Source organism: Mesorhizobium sp. M7A.F.Ca.CA.004.12.1.1 (assembly GCF_003997835.1).
Lineage (GTDB): Bacteria > Pseudomonadota > Alphaproteobacteria > Rhizobiales > Rhizobiaceae > Mesorhizobium.
Genome location: NZ_RZRK01000035.1, coordinates 1 through 16165, shown reverse-complemented (window position 1 = coordinate 16165; position 16165 = coordinate 1). Strand labels below are relative to the sequence as shown.

Sequence of the window (16165 nt, the reverse complement as noted above, 5' to 3'; positions counted from 1 at the left end):
CCGGCCTCGAGCAGCGCCCGCATCTTCGCCGATGTTCGCGTCACCGCAATCGTCGTCGCGCCCACACTGTTGGCGGTCTGGAGGCAGTACCTCACCGCCTATGGCGCGCTGATCGATATCGCTGGGCTGCACAGCGGAGACCACGTGGTGATCACCGCGGCGTCGAGTAGTGTCGGGCTTGCCGCGGTCCAGATCGCCAACAGTGTGGGCGCGACGACGATTGCGGTGACGCGAACATCGGCGAAGATGCGGGCGCTGCTCGAGGCCGGTGCGGCCGAAGTCGTGGCCTCGACGGAGGAAGATCTGGCGGCGCGGTTGAACCAGATCGCCGGGCCGCGAGGCGTGCGCGTCGTGTTCGATGCGGTCGGCGGCCCGATCTTCGAGCCGCTGACGGCGGCCATGTCGCATAGCGGCATCCTCATCGAATATGGCGGACTGAGCCACGCGCCGACACCGTTTCCGCTATTCGCCGTGCTGGCTAAGACACTGACGCTGCGCGGCTACCTCGTCCACGAGATCACCGGCAACCCGGCGAAACTGGAGGCCGCCAAGGCTTTCATCCTCGCAGGACTCGAGACCGGGACTCTAAAGCCGATCATCGATAGGACCTTCGCGTTCGACCAAATCGTCGAGGCACATCGCCACCTGGAGTCGAACGAGCAGTTCGGCAAGATCGTGGTGACGATCTGAAATCGTGGTGACGATTTGAAATCGTGGTCACGGTCTGAGCGAGATGGCGAACAAATCACTCTTGCGGGCAATATCGCCCCTTGAAGGCGCGGCGCTGCATTCCTAATTGTCCCCTGCGGGCCGGGCCCCTCTGACTGTCGCTTTTGGCGACTGTGATGTCGGACCGCTGTAACGGGCCCGTTTTCATCCTTTTCGGTCGAGCGGGTTCCTTCTTTTTTGGTTTGGAGCGCCGTATGACATCTCCTTCTCTCCTTGGTATGACTTGCCCCTCCTGCCGCGTTGCGCTCGTGATGAGCGAACGCCAGGGTATCGAAATCGACTACTGTCCGCAGTGCCGCGGCGTCTGGCTTGATCGGGGAGAACTCGACAAGATCATCGAGCGTTCCGGCAGGGAAGCGGCGCCCGCGCCGCAGCCACAGCCGGCAGCGTTCTCCCAGCCGCAACACGGCCAGGGCCGCGACGACGATTATTCCCGCTCCCACGGCCACCGCTATCCGAAGCGGAAGAAATCATTTTTCGAAGAGTTGTTCGATTGACCGTATAACGCCGGCACCCGGCGACGGCTGAAATTTCCGAAACCGCAGAGACAAAGGTTCATCTCCGATGACTTCCCGTACAAGCCGATTTGCAGCCCTCTTTGCAGGACTGTTCCTGGCGTTTTCGATGGTCGCGATAGACCATGCCGAGGCGCGCCGCGGCGGCAGTTTCGGCAGTCGTGGCATGCGCACGTTCCAATCGGCACCGCCGACCAGGACCGCGCCGGCCCCGACCGCTCCGGTCGAGCGTTCGATGACGCCCAACACCGGTGTGAACAACGCGGCCCGGCAGCCACAGGCCGGCCCGCAGAGGCCCGGCTTCATGAGCGGCTTCGGGGGAACGATGATGCGGGGCCTGCTGCTCGGCGGCCTGATCGGCCTGCTCGTCGGCCAAGGCTTCGGCGGCCTGGCCGGAATGTTCGGTTTCCTGCTTCAGGCCCTGCTCATCGGTGGCGCGATCATGCTGGCTATCCGCTTCTTCCGCTCGCAATCGGCGCGTGGTCCTGCGCCAGCGCTCGCCGGTGTCGGCAATGCCCAGGCTTCGAGATTTGAGAACCGCGCAACGGCAGGGCAGCAGACTGCAGGCTCCTTCACAATTCCCGGCTTTGGCGGTGGTTCGGGCGGAAGCTCTCCGGCCATCGGTTCTGATGAGATCACGCTGGCTCAGACCGACCTCGACGCATTCCAGCAGCTGTTGACCGATGTCCAGGAAGCATTCGGGCGCGAAGACCATGCCGCTCTGCGCCGGGCTGTTACCCCCGAAATGGTATCCTATCTGTCGGAAGAGCTGGCCGACAATGCCCAGAAAGGTCTCAGGAACGAGGTAACGGACATCACGTTGCTGCAGGCCGACGTCGCTGAAAGCTGGCGTGAGGATGACCGCGACTACGCCACGGCCGCATTGCGCTACGAGTCTCGTGACGTGACGCGCGAACGGGCCAGCGGCAAGGTCGTCGCGGGCGACGATGATCATCCGACAGAGACGACCGAGCTGTGGACATTCGTGCGTGAGAATGGCTCGAACTGGAAGCTCTCGGCAATACAACAGGCTTGAGCCCAGGGCGATTTTGTCCAAGGCTTCACAGTTGTCGGCGTTCAGCGCACGATCTTGACGCACATCGGCGTGCCGATCTCGATGGCGCGCCCGGTGTCGCTGAGTATGCCGGTCTCGGCGTCGCGAGCGAAGATCGAGATGCGGTCGGCGTTCTGGTTGGCGGAAAACAGATGGCCGCCTGACGGCGTCAGCGCCAGATTGCGCGGCGTCGCGCCACCACAAGAGATATAGCCGACGAGGCTCAGCGAACCCGTCTGCTGGTCGACCGCCATGATGACGACGCTGTCATGGCCACGGTTGGAGCCGTAGACAAAACGGCCATCCGGCGAGATCTGGATGTCGGCGCAATGGTTGCTGTCGCGCGCCTCGGCCGGCACCGCGGGCTTCGCGTCGATGAGCGTGAGCTTGCCCGAGGCTTCGTCCAGCGCCATCGCCACGATGGTCGAATCCAGCTCGTTCATAACGAAGACGAAGCGTCCGTTCGGATGCAGTGCGAGGTGGCGTGGACCGGCGCCGGATGGCAAAGCGGATTCGGTTAGCTTGGCCAGATTGCCGTCGTGCCCGATCCGGTAGGACACCAGCCGGTCGATGCCGAGGTCGGCGACGATGGCTGTTCCCCCGCCGATGGTTTCGGTGACGCTGTGGGCGTGCGAGCGCTCCTGCCGTGCCGCATTCGGGCCGCTGCCGGAATGCGAGACGCTGGCCAGCGGGGCCGACAAGGCACCACTCTCCTCTAAGCCATAGACCGCCACCGCGCGATCCGGACCGCCCTCGCCCATGCCGTAATTGGCGACCAGCAGTTTTGTCCCGTCGCGGGTGATGGTGTTGTGGGCGGTGATGCTGCCCAGCGATGGCTGCTTGTTCAGATAGGTGAGCGCGCCCGAGGCACGATCGAAGCTGTAGGCGGAGACAGTTCCCTCGCGCCAGGTGAAGACTTCCGAATTGGCGTAGACGTGTGAACCGTCCGGCGTCACCGAGAAGAAGGTTGGATTGTCGACGTCATCGGCTTCAGCCAGTTTTCGGGTTTCCAGCGTTTCCTCGTCAAAGCTGTAGACGCCGAGACCGACGCCCCGAGCGCCCTGAAAATACGGCGCCTCGCGATTCAGGCTGCCGACAAAGACCAGACAATCCTTGCGCATGATTTTCCTCCCTGCCCGCCTGCGCTTCGGCGCGCGGGAGCAGCCAAAATTTCGCCTGTTCACGCTTGCAACGCAACCCCATATGTGAAAATACTATTTACAAAAGAAGATTGACGGGAGGAGACGTCTTGCATTCAGGCGCCTTGATGCGTGTTCAAATGGTTGCGCGGTCCCTTCGGCAGGACTGGCGGATTCGGTCATGAACGATTTCGCATCCACCGTCGGTGTCGCCTCGACGCATCCCAAGAACATGCCGGCGGATCATGCCGCGCTGCCGGTATGGAACGCCGAAAACTGGTTCTATGAGGATTGGCCGGTCGGGCAGAAGATCCGCTCGTTGCGACGGACCATGGCCGAAGGCGACAGCCATTTGTTCAACACGCTGGTGCTCGACATCCACCCCTATGTGCAGGACCAGATGTTTGCCGAGAGCGAAGGCATTTTCGGCAAGCGGCTGATCGCCGGCGCCTTCGTCTTCTCGGCTGGCCTGGGACTGGTCGCCACCAACTGCGTCAACGCCTTTTCCTATGGCTACGACAAGCTCCGCTTCATAAAACCCGTCTTCATTGGCGACACGATCTATTCGATCCGCTCCAATCTCGACAAGAAGCCCCGCTACCAGGAGATGGGGCTGATCCGCGCCAGCTACGAGGTGTTCAAGGGCGAAGGCGAGCTGGTTCTCTATTGCGAGCATCTGCAGACGGTGAAGTACCGCAACCCGGCCGACTTCGTCGGCAAGACGGAGAAATAACGATGCCGGCAGCAGCCGAATTGCCGCTCGCCGGTCTCGTCGTCGTCGACATGAGCCAGTTCCTGTCCGGGCCTTATTGCTCGCTGAGGCTGCTCGATCTCGGCGCGCGCGTCATCAAGATCGAGCGCCCGGATGGCGGCGACCTGTCGCGCCGGCTCTATCTCAGCGACACCGAGATCGGCGGCGATTCCACCATCTTCCATGCCATCAACCGGGCCAAGGAAAGTCTTGCCATCGACCTCAAGAACGAGGCCGACCTCGAGGCGCTGCGCGGCCTTCTGGCCAAGGCCGACGTGCTGATCCAGAATTTCCGGCCGGGCGTCATCGAACGGCTCGGCCTGGACTACGAGGCGGTCCGCAAGATCAATCCACGCCTGGTCTATGCCTCGATCAGCGGCTATGGTGAGGACGGCCCGTGGGTCAAACGCCCGGGCCAGGATCTCCTGGCGCAGGCGCGTTCCGGCGTGATGTGGTTGAACGGCGACGAGGACCAGGGGCCGGTGCCATTCGGCCTCGCCATCGGCGACATGCTGGCCGGTGCGGCCTGTGCGCAGGGCATTCTGGCCGCACTGGTGCGGCGCGGTATCACCGGTCAGGGCAGCCACATCGAAACCAGCCTGCTGGAAGCGCTTGTCGATTTCCAGTTCGAGGTGCTGACCACGCATCTCAATGACGGCCGCCGGCTGCCCAGGCGCTCCAGTTTCCGCAGTGCGCATGCCTATCTGTCGGCGCCTTACGGTGTCTATCCGGCCAAGGACGGCTACCTCGCCATCGCCATGACGCCGATCCCCAAGCTGGCCGATCTCTTGTCGCTCAGCGAACTCGCACCCTATCGCGACAAGCCGGCATCCTGGTTCACCGCGCGCGACGACATCAAGGCGATCATCGCGCAGCGGATCGCGACCAAGACCATCGATGAGTGGCTTGATATCCTCGAGCCGGCCGACATCTGGTGCGCCAAAGTGCTGACCTGGCCGGAGATGCTGGCGAGCGAAGGGTTCCAGTCGCTCGACATGCTGCAGACTGTGACGCGCGAGGACGATGTCTCGATCCTCACCACCAGTTCGCCGCTCCGGGTCGATGGCATAAGGGCCAAGGTCGATCGGGCGGCGCCCCGCATCGGCGAGCACAGTGCCGCCATCCGCGCGGAGTTCGGCCTGTGAGCGTGCCCATCCTCAAGGGCATGACCTGGAGCCATCCGCGTGGCTACGATCCGATGGTCGCCTGCTCGTCGCTATGGCAGCAGAAGACCGGCGTCGTGATCGAATGGGACAAGCGCTCGCTTCAGGACTTCGAATCCTTTCCGGTCGAGGAACTGGCGCGCGCCTATGATCTCATCGTCATCGACCATCCGCATGTCGGCCAGATCACGGCCGAAGGCTGCCTGGAGCCGCTGGATGTCGCCGGACGCGAGGCGGAACGCACGGCCCTTGCGTCGGGCAGCGTCGGCCAGTCCTATCCGAGCTACAACTGGCAAGGACGGCAATGGGCTTTCCCGATCGATGCGGCAACCCAAGTCCAGGCATGGCGGCCGGATGCGATCAGTGCGCCACCGGCGCGCTGGAGCGAGGTGCTCGATCTCGCCCGTCAAGACCGCGTGCTGCTGCCGTTGCGGCCGCCTCACGTGTTGATGGTTTTCTACACGCTTGCCGGCAATCTCGGGCATTCCTGCACGACCGATTCATCCGACGATCTGATCGATGTGGAGATCGGTAGCCAAGTCTTCGAGGCAATGCGCGAGATCACAGCGCTGGTCGATCCCGCGTGTTTCGAGATGGACCCGATTGCCGTCTCCGAACGTATGGCGGAGGCCAGTTCCAGGTTCGTTTGCGCGCCACTGATCTATGGCTACGTGTCCTATGCGACGGATGGCTTTCGAGCGAACCGGCTGGCCTTTGCCGATGTTCCGGTCATCGGTTCCGGCGGCCCGGTCGGTTCGGCGCTTGGCGGCACCGGCATAGCGGTTTCAGCCTTTTCCAGAGCCAGGGATGCCGCGATCGACTTCGCCTATTGGGTCGCGAGCGGCGATGTTCAGCGCGGCCCCTATGCCGCCGCCGGGGGCCAGCCCGGCCATGCAGCGGCCTGGGAAGATCAAGCCGTCAATGAAGCGACCGGCGACTTCTATCGGGATACGCGAGCGACGCTGGAGGGCGCATGGGTGCGGCCGCGCCATGACGGCTACATGGCGTTCCAGCAGGCGGCTTCCGAACGCATCCTTTCCGGCATGACCTCCCGGCATCAAGCCCGACAGGTCGTTGCCGATCTCAATCGCCTGTTTCGGGAGAGTTCCCCGGCGCAGGTGTCCGGCGCTGCCGGTGGAGGAGCCTGAACCAAACCGAACGGAGGAGAACAAGAATGACAGGAATGATCCGCGGCCTGCTGGCCGCAACGGCGCTTGCCTCGCTTGCAACGACCGCCTTTGCACAGGATGTGCAAGGCGTCATCGGTGGACTGCCGACCGAACTCAAGGCGCAGTATGACGGCGCGCCCCAGAAGGTGCTGCCCTCGGCCTGGGACAATTTCACCGCGCCGCCCAAGCCGTGGAAATGGTGCCACTCGGAATCATATCAGGGCAATCCGTGGCGGGTCACGGTGACCAAGGAACTGAAGCGCCTTGTCGACGGGCTAATCGCCGACGGCACCGTCTCCAGCTTCGAGGTGTCGGACTCCAACAATGACGCCAGCCAGCAGATCAACCAGATCCGCGCCTTCATCGACAAGAAGTGCTCGATCATCACCTCGATCCCGGGTTCGGCGACGGCGCTTGACGACGCCATCGACGCTGCCGCCAAGGCCGGCATTCCGTTCATCACGGCGGCCGGCTCGGTGACCAGCCCGAACGCGATCAATGTCGATTCCAACTATGCGCGCTGGGGCTATGACATGATGGCGGCGATCGGCAAGGCGCAGCCGGACGGCCCCAGAATCCTTCTGGTCGAAGGCATCGCGGGACACCCGATCGTCGTGCAGGAGCGCCAGGGCGCGGACAAGGCGCTGGCCGAAAATCCGAAGCTGAAGATCTCGCGCAACGTCAACGGCAACTGGACGGCCAACGTCACCAAGACAGTGGTGCTGCAGGCGATCGCCACCAACCCGGCGCCGATCGATGCGGTGTGGACGACAGGCAGCGAGAGCCGTGTCGTTGCCGAAGCCTTCGCGGAAGCCGGCCGGCCGGCGCCATTGATCACCGGCTCGATCACCGGCGATGCGCTGGGCTACTGGAAGGCCAACCCCGACAAGTACCGCTTCGAAGGCCATGCGGTTCTGCCGCACTGGACCGCGCAAACGCTGTTCCGCGTCGGCGAGCGCATGCTCGACGGACAGAAGCCGAAGCTGAACACGCTGCTGATCCCGATCCCACCTGTCCACACCGCCGATCTCGGTGCCTGGTACAAGGACTGCATGACGACCGATGCCGTGTCGATCTTCCCGATCCCGCCGAAAGATCCGATGCCGGAGGAATGGCTCGACGCCTATTTCTCGAACCCGGCGCCGACCAAGGGCTGGGATTATTCGAAGGTCCCCGACGCCTGCGCAAAATAACGCTGCGCGAACCAGTCTCTCAACAGGCCGGCTCCTTTCGCGGAGCCGGCCTGCCAGCATCGAATTGTGACATGCTTGAAATCAAAACCATATCCAAACGCTATGGCGAGACGATCGCGCTCGCGGACGCATCGATCGCGTTCCGGGCGGGGACCATCCACACCATTCTGGGCGAGAACGGTTCGGGCAAGAGCACCATGGTCAAGCTGTTGTCCGGCATCGTCCAGCCGGACAGCGGTGTGATCCTGCTGCACGGCAAGCCATTCCCTGGCGCCAATCCATCGGCCTTCCAGGCGCAAGGCTTCGCCACGGTATTCCAGGAGGTGCTGATCGCGCCGGACCGCAGCGTAACCGACAACATCCTGCTCGGCCTCGACGGACTGGTCCGACGTGCCGTTCCCCGCCATGAGCGCCGTGACCGGGCGGAAGCCGCGCTGAAGCGCTTCGCGGTCACCGACGTCCCCCTCGACAAGCCAGCCGGCCTGCTGCCGCTTGCCGCGCAGCAATTGGTCGTTCTCGCCCGCGCGATCGTGCGCAACCCAAAGATCCTGATCCTCGACGAGGTCACCGCCGCGCTCGACTTCGCCGACCGCGAATCGGTTTTTTCGTTGATGCGTGCGCTTGCCGGCGAAGGCTGCCTGATCCTGTTCATCACCCACCGCATGGATGAGGTGATGTCGCTTTCGGACCGCATCTCGATCCTGCGGGGCGGCAGCGTCGTGCGCACCGAAGAGCGCGGCGCTTCCACGCCGGCGGAACTTCTCAAGGCGATGGCGCCACGTACCGCTGCGGAATTGGCGCATGGCTGATCGCACTGCTCTCGATTTTGGTGGTCTTGCCGTTCGCGAACTCGTCATCGCGCCCGGCGCCAGCCCGATCACGCAGGCCATCGCTCCGGGTGAGATCGTCGGGCTTGCCGGTCTCGATGGTCATGGCCAGGAGCTGTTCCTCAAGATGCTTGCCGGCCTGGAACCGTCCCATGGCGGCTCGATCGAACTCGGTTCATCAGATGCCTCCCGAAAGATTACCGGGTTTCGCAAGGCTGTCGCCAGCGGCATCGCCTATTTGCCGCGCGACCGACGCGCCAACGGCATTTTCCCGACACAGTCGGTGCTCGACAATTTCGCCGTCTCGACCTTGTCGCGCGACACGCGGCTCGGGCTAATCAGCCCGTCGGCACGCAAGGCGCGCTACGACCTCTATCGCGAAAAACTCTCGATAGTGGCGCCCCGGCCCGATGCGCCGATCACCACTCTTTCGGGCGGCAACCAGCAGAAGGTGCTGTTGGCGCGTGCCTTGGCGCTGGAGCCCGCGATCCTGCTCCTCAACGATCCGACGCGTGGCGTCGACGTGGCGACGCGGCATGTGCTCTACGACGTGTTTCGCGGGCTGGCGTCCGACGGCATGGGGCTCGTCATCCTATCCAGCGAAATCGAGGAGATTCTTCTCCTGTGCCAGCGCGTGCTGGTGTTCCGTGAGAACGAAGTCGCGGCCGAGATCTCTGGCGACGCGCTCACCACCGACAGCGTGATATCAGCCATGTTCGGACGTGCGGCATGAACCCTGTTGCGCGCCTCCTGTCCCTTGGGCGAAATTTCGGCTTCGCGGTCGTGCTGCTGGTCGTGCTGCTTGCGGTCAATCTCATCCTCAGCCCGGGGCGGTTCCAGCCGGGTTCCTGGGGGGCGCTGGTCGGATTGGCCGCGCCCTTGATCGGCGCGGCCATTGCGTCCACGCCTGTCATCCTCGCCGGGCGTGGCGGAATCGACATCTCGGTCGGGCCATTGATGGGCTTCGTCAACGCTTTGACGATCCAGGTGCTGTTCCTCGGCACCGGCATCTCATCGCCCCTGGTGCTCGTTCCGGCGGCGTTGCTCGTCGGCGCGCTGGTCGGTGCTGCGAACGGCTTTCTCGCGACAATCGTGCGCATCCAGCCGATCGTCGCCACGCTCGGCACCTATCTGATCCTGGCCGGCGTCACGCTGACGATCCTGCCGGCGCCGATCGGCCCGGCGCCGGCTTGGCTCAAGGCCTTGTCCGGCCCGCTCTCGATGCTTCCGCTGGCACTGATGTTCATCGCTTGGTGGCTGGTGCGGCGCACGCCTTACTACGACCAGTTGATGGCGGTCGGCAGCGACGATCGGGCCGCCTACACCGCCGGCGTCGATGTCACGCGCGTGCGCTTCATCGCCTATGTCATGACCGGCATCCTGGGCGGCTGCGCCGGGCTGATGCTGACCGCGCTGATCGGCTCCGCCGACCCTAACATCGGGCCGACCTACACGCTGATCGCCATCGCCGCCGTAGCGCTCGGCGGCGTCAGCCTGGCCGGCGGGCGTGGCGGCGTCGCCGGTGCAGCCATTGGCGCCATCGACATCTTCCTGCTGCAAAGCGTGCTGACGACGTTCAACGTCTCGACCTTCGTGCTGCAGATCGCCTACGGCGCGATCCTGGTGCTGGCCGTGATGCTGACAGCGCTGCAGGAACGTCTTGCCATGGGGAGACGCTGACATGGTTTTGCGCCAAAACCTCTTCGCCACAACCAACGCCCGCGTCGTCGGCGCCTTCTGCGTCGCCGCCCTTCTGCATCTCGCCGGCACGGTCCTCATTCCTGGCTATTCGGCGCCGTTTGCGATACGCGCCATGCTGGTGCTCGCTTCGCTGCTTGCCGTCGCCTCGATCGGCCAGACGCTGGTCGTCATCATGGGCGGCATCGATCTGTCGATCCCGTTCGTCATCGGCTTTGCCAATGTCGTGGCGGCGCAGCTCTATGGCGACGGCTGGAATTTTGTTGTGGTCTGCGGCCTTGTCGGTGCGCTGGCGCTCATCATCGGCGGGCTGAACGGGCTGATCTCGCGCAGTCTCGACATCCAGCCGCTGATCGTCACGCTCGGCATCGGCATGGTCGTGCAAGGGCTGGTGCTGCTGTGGACAGCCGGCTTCCCATCGGGCTCCGCGCCGCAAGCGGTTTCCAGCTTCGTGTCGATCGGCGGATCGGCCGGACCGCTGCCGGTGCCGTGGCTGGTGCCGAGCCTGGTCGTGCTGGCCGCACTCGTCGTGCTGGTGCTGGAGCGAACGCCCTATGGCCGCCGGCTCTACGCGCTGGGCAGCAATCCGGGCGCGGCGCCACTGGCGCTGATTGACCCGGTTCGCATGTGGGTCATCACCTATGCGGCAAGCGCTTTCTTCGCCGCCGTGGCAGGGGTGCTGCTGCTCGGCTTCACCGGTTCGGCCTATGGCGATGTCGGCCAGCCCTATCTGTTCCAGACCATCGCGGCGGTCGTCGTAGGAGGCGCAGCACTTGTCGGCGGCCGGGGAAGCTATCTCGGCACGATCGCCGGCGTGCTGGTGCTGACCGAGATCAACACGCTGCTGATCGGCCTCGGCTTCCAGCCCGCAGCGGTGCAGGCCGCGCTCGGCTTCGTCATCGTGCTGCTGGTTTCGCTCTATGGCCGCGAACGGCACGTCTCGACAACCATCTGAAAGGACCAATCAGTCGAGCCGCCACAGCTTGCGGGCATTCCCGGACAACAGCCTGTCGCGCTCGGCAATGCTGCAGCCCGAGAGCAATGCATGGGTCGCCGCCACCCAGGTCGACAGGCCGCCGCCTAGCGTGCAGACCGGCCAGTCGCTGCCCCAGACGACGCGGTCCCAGCCGAATGAATAGACGGTGTGCTCGACGTATGGCCGCAGCGTCTCGACCGTCCAGTTGCCCGGATCGGCATAGGCGACGACACCGGAAATCTTGGCTACCACATTCTGGCGCCGGGCGATGTCGCTCATATGCTCGCGCCATGGATGTTCGCTCTTGCCTTTGATGTCGGGGACGCCGCAATGGTCGAGGATGAACGTCACATCTGGTGCCAGATCGGCCAGCGCGATCGCCTTGGGGATCTGGTGCGGCAGCACGACGAGATCGAAGGTCAGACCGGTGCCGCCAAGCCGCTTTATGCTGTCGCGAAACACCGCACCTTCCGAGAGCTCGTCGGGCACGACATGGAGGACGCGGCGAAAGCCCTTTACGAACGGGTTTGCCCGCTGCCGTTCGAGATAGGCCGCGAAATCCCCTTCCTCAGGACGGCAGGACGCGATAACCCCGGCCAGCATGCTGCCTGGCTGCCGTGACAGTTCTTCCACACGAGCGGTCTCGGCTTCGATGTCGGCCGCATCGACATCGACCTCCATATGCAGCACGCGCTCGACGCCGACACGCTGCGCCTCCGTCGCGTAGTCTTCATAAGAGAAATCGCGGTTGAGCGCCGGCACGCCGGCGAGCCAGGGATAGCGCAGGGCCGAGCGATCGATGAGGTGAAGATGGGTATCTATGATCATGGTGAGGCTCCTCCTCTGGCTTTCAAAGCATCTCACAGGGGAATTCTTCATTCAAATAAGAATTCACGCCGATGAGCCGACTGCTGATCCAGCGAGGTGCGACAGCTTTTCACACGTTGCCAGCAACAGTTCGATCGTCCTGGTGATGTCGGGCGCGGAAGGCGCGTTGACCACCGTGATGTAGGGAATCGACAACGCGGCGATCGCCTTGCCGTCGGAACTGCGGACCGGGGCCGACAGGTTGAAGACGCCGGCTGTCTGCATCGAGGCCATCATCTCGTAGCCACGGTCGCGGATTTGGTCGAGACGGGTGAAGAACTCGGTCGATTGCGCCGTCTTGTCGGTGCTGCGGACGTGTTCGGAAATCATCATCTGGCGCTCTTCCGGTGAGCGGAAGGCGAGCAGCACATGCCCCGACCCAGTGTCGAACAGGCTGATGTGCGAGCCGACCCGGATCGAGATGCCCCAGTAGTTCGGTGCTTCTTGCTGGCCGATGACGACGGCAGAACCGCGATCAAAAACAACGAGTTGGTTGGCCTGCTGCGATGTCTCGGCAAGTTCACGCATCAGCGGCGTCGCATAGGAGACCAGCCGCCGTACCGGCGCGTGCAACTGTGCCAGACCGAACAGTTTGAGCGTTAGCGAATAGCGGTCGCCATCGAGGCGCGTGACGTAGCCGCGCCGCACCAGCCGGTCGAGCATGCGATAGAATTCGTTGGGACTGCGGTCGAGTTTCTTGGCGATTTCGGCCTGGGTCAGGCCGCCGTCGACGCCCGCCAGCAGTTCAAGGATATCGAGCCCCTTGTCGAGCGCCGGCGCGCGATAGCGCTCGTCTTCGCTGTCGTCCATGGGCTCATCCTCCAGTGAATTTCACCCTTCATATACGCAGGAACGTGCGCGGCGGAAACAAATTTCGCCTTGACGTGTCTATGAATGTTTTGTTTGTATATGAATGTAGCACTTCTTGTCATCAGACGAGTTGCGGTCGCCGCGGAGGCGGCGCCAAGGGAGGATACCAATGAACAGACTGCTGTCCGGCGTGTGCGCCGGTGCATTGTTGCTCGCGTCAGGTGCGGGCGCTGCCCTTGCCGGCGACCTGCCCGGCAAGTTCGAAGGCGTGACCGTCGACGTGAAGCTGATCGGCGGCCAGCAATATGAAAAGCTCTACGAGCGCATTCCCGAATGGGAGAAGGCGACCGGCGCCAAGGTCAACATCCTGACCAAGAAGAACGGCTTCGATATCGACAAGGAGCTCAAGTCCGACATCGCCTCCGGCAGCACCAACTGGTGCGTCGGCTGGAACCATTCGTCCTTCGCGCCGCAATATACGGGCCTTTACACCGACCTCAGCAAATTGCTGCCCAAGGAAGAGATCGACGCTTTCGTGCCGTCGACGATCACGTCCGCAACCATCGACGGCAAGCTGGAGATGCTGCCGCGTGCGCAGTTCGACGTTTCGGCGCTCTACTACCAGAAGAGCCTGTACGAGAACGCCGACAACAAGACCAAGTTCAAGGCGAAATACGGCTATGATCTGGTGCCGCCGGACACCTGGAAGGAAGTGACCGACCAAGCCCAGTTCTTCGCCAACCCACCCAATTTCTACGGCACGCAGTTCGCCGGCAAAGAAGAGGCGATCAACGGCCGCTTCTACGAGATGGTTGTCGCTGAAGGCGGCGAGTATCTCGACAAGGATGGCAAGCCGGTCTTCAATTCCGACGCCGGCATCCGGGCGCTCGACTGGTTCGTCAACCTCTACAAGGCCAAGGCCGTACCGGCCGGCACGACCAACTACCTCTGGGACGATCTCGGCCAGGGCTTTGCGTCCGGCACCGTCGCTATCAACCTCGACTGGCCGGGCTGGGCCGGTTTCTTCAACGACCCGAAGTCGTCGAAGGTCGCCGGCAATGTCGGCGTCAAGGTCGCGCCGAAGGGCTCGTCCGGCAAGCGCACCGGCTGGTCCGGTTTCCATGGCTTCTCGGTGACCGAGAACTGCCCCAACAAGGAGGCCGCGGCTTCCCTGGTGTGGTGGCTGACCAACGAAGACAGCCAGAAGCTCGAGGCCGCCGCCGGGCCGCTGCCGACCCGTACCGCAGTGTGGGACTGGGTTTTAAAGCAGGCCGAAAACGATCCTTACAAGAAGGAGGTTCTTACCGCCTTCCAGGAAGAGGCCAAGCACGCGTTTGCCGTGCCGCAGACGCCTGAATGGATCGAGATCTCGAACGCCGTCTATCCCGAGTTGCAGGCGGCGATCCTCGGCGACAAGACCTCCAAGCAGGCACTGGACGATGCAGCCGCCAAGGCGACGCAAATCCTCCAGGACGCCGGCAAGCTCTAGAAACGGGCTCCCAGGGCTGCCTCCCCCACCAGAAATGGGGGAGGCGATCGCGTTTTCGCGGCCAGCGGTTTGCGCTAACCCATCGCCCCCGGCCCACGCACCGCCGTCCAAATGCAAACACCTCAAGGATTCTGATGAAGGGCTTCAAGCCATCCGCGCCATTCCTGCTGCTGCTTCCGGCCATGATCGTGCTGGCGGCGGTTGTCGTTGTGCCGTTGCTGTTGTCCCTTTACTCCAGCTTCACGCCGTTCCGCCTGACGCGGCCCGAAACGTTCTACGTCTTCATCGGCATCCGGAACTATCTTTCGATCCTGTCCAACACCGATTTCTGGTGGGCGTTCGGCCGCACGGTGCTGCTGCTGACCATCGCGCTCAATCTCGAAATGCTGCTCGGCCTTGGGCTTGCCATGCTGGTCGAGAAAGCGACACGCGGCCAGCGCATCCTGCGCACGCTGATGATGTTTCCGATGATGTTCTCGCCGATCCTCGTCGGCTTCCAGTTCAAGTTCATGTTCAACGACAATATCGGCCTGGTGAACAATGCGCTGCAGTCGCTCGGCATTACGCAAGACGCCATTCCGTGGCTGATCGAGGGCCATCTCGCCTTCATCGCCATTTCGATCGCCGAGATCTGGTCGTCGACGGCGATCTTCGCCATCCTGATCCTCGCCGGCCTACTCGCCATGCCCAAGGAGCCGATCGAGGCGGCGCGTGTCGACGGCTGCACGCCGTGGCAGACATTCCGCTATGTGACGTGGCCGTTCGTCATGCCTTTCGCCTACATAGCCATGACTATCCGTTCGCTCGACGTGGCGCGCGCCTACGACATCGTCAAGATCATGACCGATGGCGGACCGGCGGGCCGCACCGAACTGCTATGGACTCTGGTGGCCCGCACCGCCTACAGCGACGGGCGCATGGGCATGGCCAACGCCATGGCCTATTTCTCGATCCTGCTGTCGATCGCCTTCACCGTCTACTTCTTCAACAAGCTCGCCGCGGCGCGCACGCAGATTGGTGCGGAGTGGTGAAGATGGACGAGAATTCTTCCGCCCGCCTGAAGCGCCGGCTGCTGGGCATCGTCTATCGCATTGGCCTGTTCCTGGCGATGCTGACGATCTGCCTGCCGGGCCTGTGGATCGTCCTCTCGTCGCTGCGGCCGGCGGTCGAGATCATGGCCAAGCCGCCGGTCTGGATCCCGCAGGAGATTTCGTTCGACGCCTACGTCGCCATGTTCAGCGGTATCGGCAAAGGCGGCATTCCAGTGATCGAATATTTCCGCAACTCGTTGATCATCTCGGTGACCTCGACGGTCATTGCAGTGGCCATCGGCATGGCCGGCGGCTATGCGTTCGCGCGCTACCGCTTCCGCGGCAAATCGAGCGTCTTCCTCGGGCTGATGCTGACGCGCACCGTGCCGGGCATTGCGCTCTCGCTGCCGCTGTTTTTCCTCTATGTGCGGCTTGGCATCATCGACACCCATTTCGGGCTTATCCTTGCCTATGTCGCGCTCAACGTGCCGTTCACGATCTGGCTGATCGACGGCTTCTTCCGTCAGGTGCCCAAGGACCTCGCGGAGGCCGCGCAGATCGATGGCTGCACGCGCTGGCAGGCGTTCTGGCAGGTCGAGTTCCCGCTTGCCGGGCCGGGCATCGCGTCGGCCGCGATCTTCGCCTTCCTGACCTGCTGGAATGAGTTCGCTCTGGCCTCGCAGCTGACCCGTTCGGTGAGCGCCAAGACGCTGCCGGTCGGCCTGCTCGATTACACGGCCGAGTTCACCATCGA

General features: G+C 63.4%; 17 protein-coding genes. 14 read left to right on the top strand and 3 right to left on the bottom strand.

Going from position 1 to position 16165, the window contains the following annotated elements; translation table 11 throughout:
• The 3 genes from EN984_RS03525 to EN984_RS03515 all read left to right on the top strand — a co-directional run.
• Nucleotides 1–690: zinc-dependent alcohol dehydrogenase family protein (locus tag EN984_RS03525; protein ID WP_164765372.1), on the top strand; the 690-nt coding region annotated here is incomplete at its 5' end.
• A gap of 233 nt (nt 691–923) precedes the next feature.
• The gene (locus tag EN984_RS03520) at nt 924–1226 is read left to right on the top strand and encodes a zf-TFIIB domain-containing protein (RefSeq protein ID WP_127270121.1); all 303 of its coding nucleotides are present in this window, start codon (nt 924–926) and stop codon (nt 1224–1226) included.
• 67 nt (nt 1227–1293) lie between these two features.
• The gene (locus EN984_RS03515; RefSeq protein ID WP_127270123.1) at nt 1294–2280 is read left to right on the top strand and encodes a Tim44 domain-containing protein; all 987 of its coding nucleotides are present in this window, start codon (nt 1294–1296) and stop codon (nt 2278–2280) included.
• Between the two features lie 41 nt (nt 2281–2321).
• On the opposite strand, the gene EN984_RS03510 is transcribed toward EN984_RS03515, so the two are convergent.
• Nucleotides 2322–3419 (bottom strand): lactonase family protein, encoded by a 1098-nt coding sequence (locus EN984_RS03510; RefSeq protein ID WP_127270125.1) that lies wholly within the window; start codon nt 3417–3419, stop codon nt 2322–2324.
• Between the two features lie 199 nt (nt 3420–3618).
• Between EN984_RS03510 and EN984_RS03505 the strand changes: the two genes are divergently transcribed.
• The 8 genes from EN984_RS03505 to EN984_RS03470 all read left to right on the top strand — a co-directional run bounded on the left by EN984_RS03505 (nt 3619) and on the right by EN984_RS03470 (nt 11193).
• Complete coding sequence (locus tag EN984_RS03505) at nt 3619–4170, top strand: MaoC family dehydratase (RefSeq protein ID WP_127270127.1); 552 nt, start codon at nt 3619–3621, stop codon at nt 4168–4170.
• Nucleotides 4171–4172: 2 nt separating this feature from the next.
• A complete protein-coding gene (locus EN984_RS03500; protein ID WP_127255131.1) occupies nt 4173–5333 on the top strand; it encodes a CaiB/BaiF CoA-transferase family protein in 1161 nt (386 codons plus the stop codon).
• Nucleotides 5330–6499: an extracellular solute-binding protein gene (locus EN984_RS03495; protein WP_127270129.1), complete on the top strand. Its 1170-nt coding sequence runs from the start codon at nt 5330–5332 to the stop codon at nt 6497–6499. The genes EN984_RS03500 and EN984_RS03495 overlap by 4 nt, the downstream gene beginning before the upstream one ends.
• Before the next feature lie 26 nt (nt 6500–6525).
• On the top strand, nt 6526–7713 hold the full coding sequence (locus EN984_RS03490) for an ABC transporter substrate-binding protein (RefSeq protein ID WP_127267484.1): 1188 nt from the start codon (nt 6526–6528) through the stop codon (nt 7711–7713).
• 71 nt (nt 7714–7784) lie between these two features.
• Complete coding sequence (locus tag EN984_RS03485) at nt 7785–8522, top strand: ATP-binding cassette domain-containing protein (protein WP_127267483.1); 738 nt, start codon at nt 7785–7787, stop codon at nt 8520–8522.
• Nucleotides 8515–9273 (top strand): ATP-binding cassette domain-containing protein, encoded by a 759-nt coding sequence (locus EN984_RS03480; protein WP_127267482.1) that lies wholly within the window; start codon nt 8515–8517, stop codon nt 9271–9273. The genes EN984_RS03485 and EN984_RS03480 overlap by 8 nt, the downstream gene beginning before the upstream one ends.
• Entirely contained in the window at nt 9270–10220 is a 951-nt protein-coding gene (locus EN984_RS03475; protein WP_127267481.1) for an ABC transporter permease, read from the top strand. Before EN984_RS03480 ends, EN984_RS03475 begins: the two co-directional genes overlap by 4 nt.
• A 1-nt stretch (nt 10221) precedes the next feature.
• On the top strand, nt 10222–11193 hold the full coding sequence (locus EN984_RS03470; RefSeq protein WP_127267480.1) for an ABC transporter permease: 972 nt from the start codon (nt 10222–10224) through the stop codon (nt 11191–11193).
• A gap of 9 nt (nt 11194–11202) precedes the next feature.
• Here the strand turns inward: EN984_RS03470 and EN984_RS03465 are convergent, their stop codons facing one another.
• Together EN984_RS03465 and EN984_RS03460 are read right to left on the bottom strand one after the other, a co-directional pair.
• Nucleotides 11203–12042 carry an amidohydrolase gene (locus tag EN984_RS03465; protein WP_127267479.1) on the bottom strand — a complete coding sequence of 280 codons (840 nt, stop codon included), beginning with the start codon at nt 12040–12042 and terminating at the stop codon, nt 11203–11205.
• A gap of 63 nt (nt 12043–12105) precedes the next feature.
• Nucleotides 12106–12891: an IclR family transcriptional regulator gene (locus EN984_RS03460; RefSeq protein WP_127267478.1), complete on the bottom strand. Its 786-nt coding sequence runs from the start codon at nt 12889–12891 to the stop codon at nt 12106–12108.
• 169 nt (nt 12892–13060) lie between these two features.
• On the opposite strand from EN984_RS03460, the gene EN984_RS03455 reads away from it, so the two are divergent.
• The 3 genes from EN984_RS03455 to EN984_RS03445 form a co-directional block, all read left to right on the top strand.
• Nucleotides 13061–14380 carry a sugar ABC transporter substrate-binding protein gene (locus tag EN984_RS03455; RefSeq protein WP_127267477.1) on the top strand — a complete coding sequence of 440 codons (1320 nt, stop codon included), beginning with the start codon at nt 13061–13063 and terminating at the stop codon, nt 14378–14380.
• 134 nt (nt 14381–14514) lie between these two features.
• Nucleotides 14515–15411: a sugar ABC transporter permease gene (locus EN984_RS03450; protein ID WP_023808865.1), complete on the top strand. Its 897-nt coding sequence runs from the start codon at nt 14515–14517 to the stop codon at nt 15409–15411.
• A 2-nt stretch (nt 15412–15413) separates the two neighbouring features.
• A partial coding sequence (locus tag EN984_RS03445) for a carbohydrate ABC transporter permease (RefSeq protein ID WP_164765371.1) occupies nt 15414–16165 on the top strand: 752 nt, incomplete at its 3' end.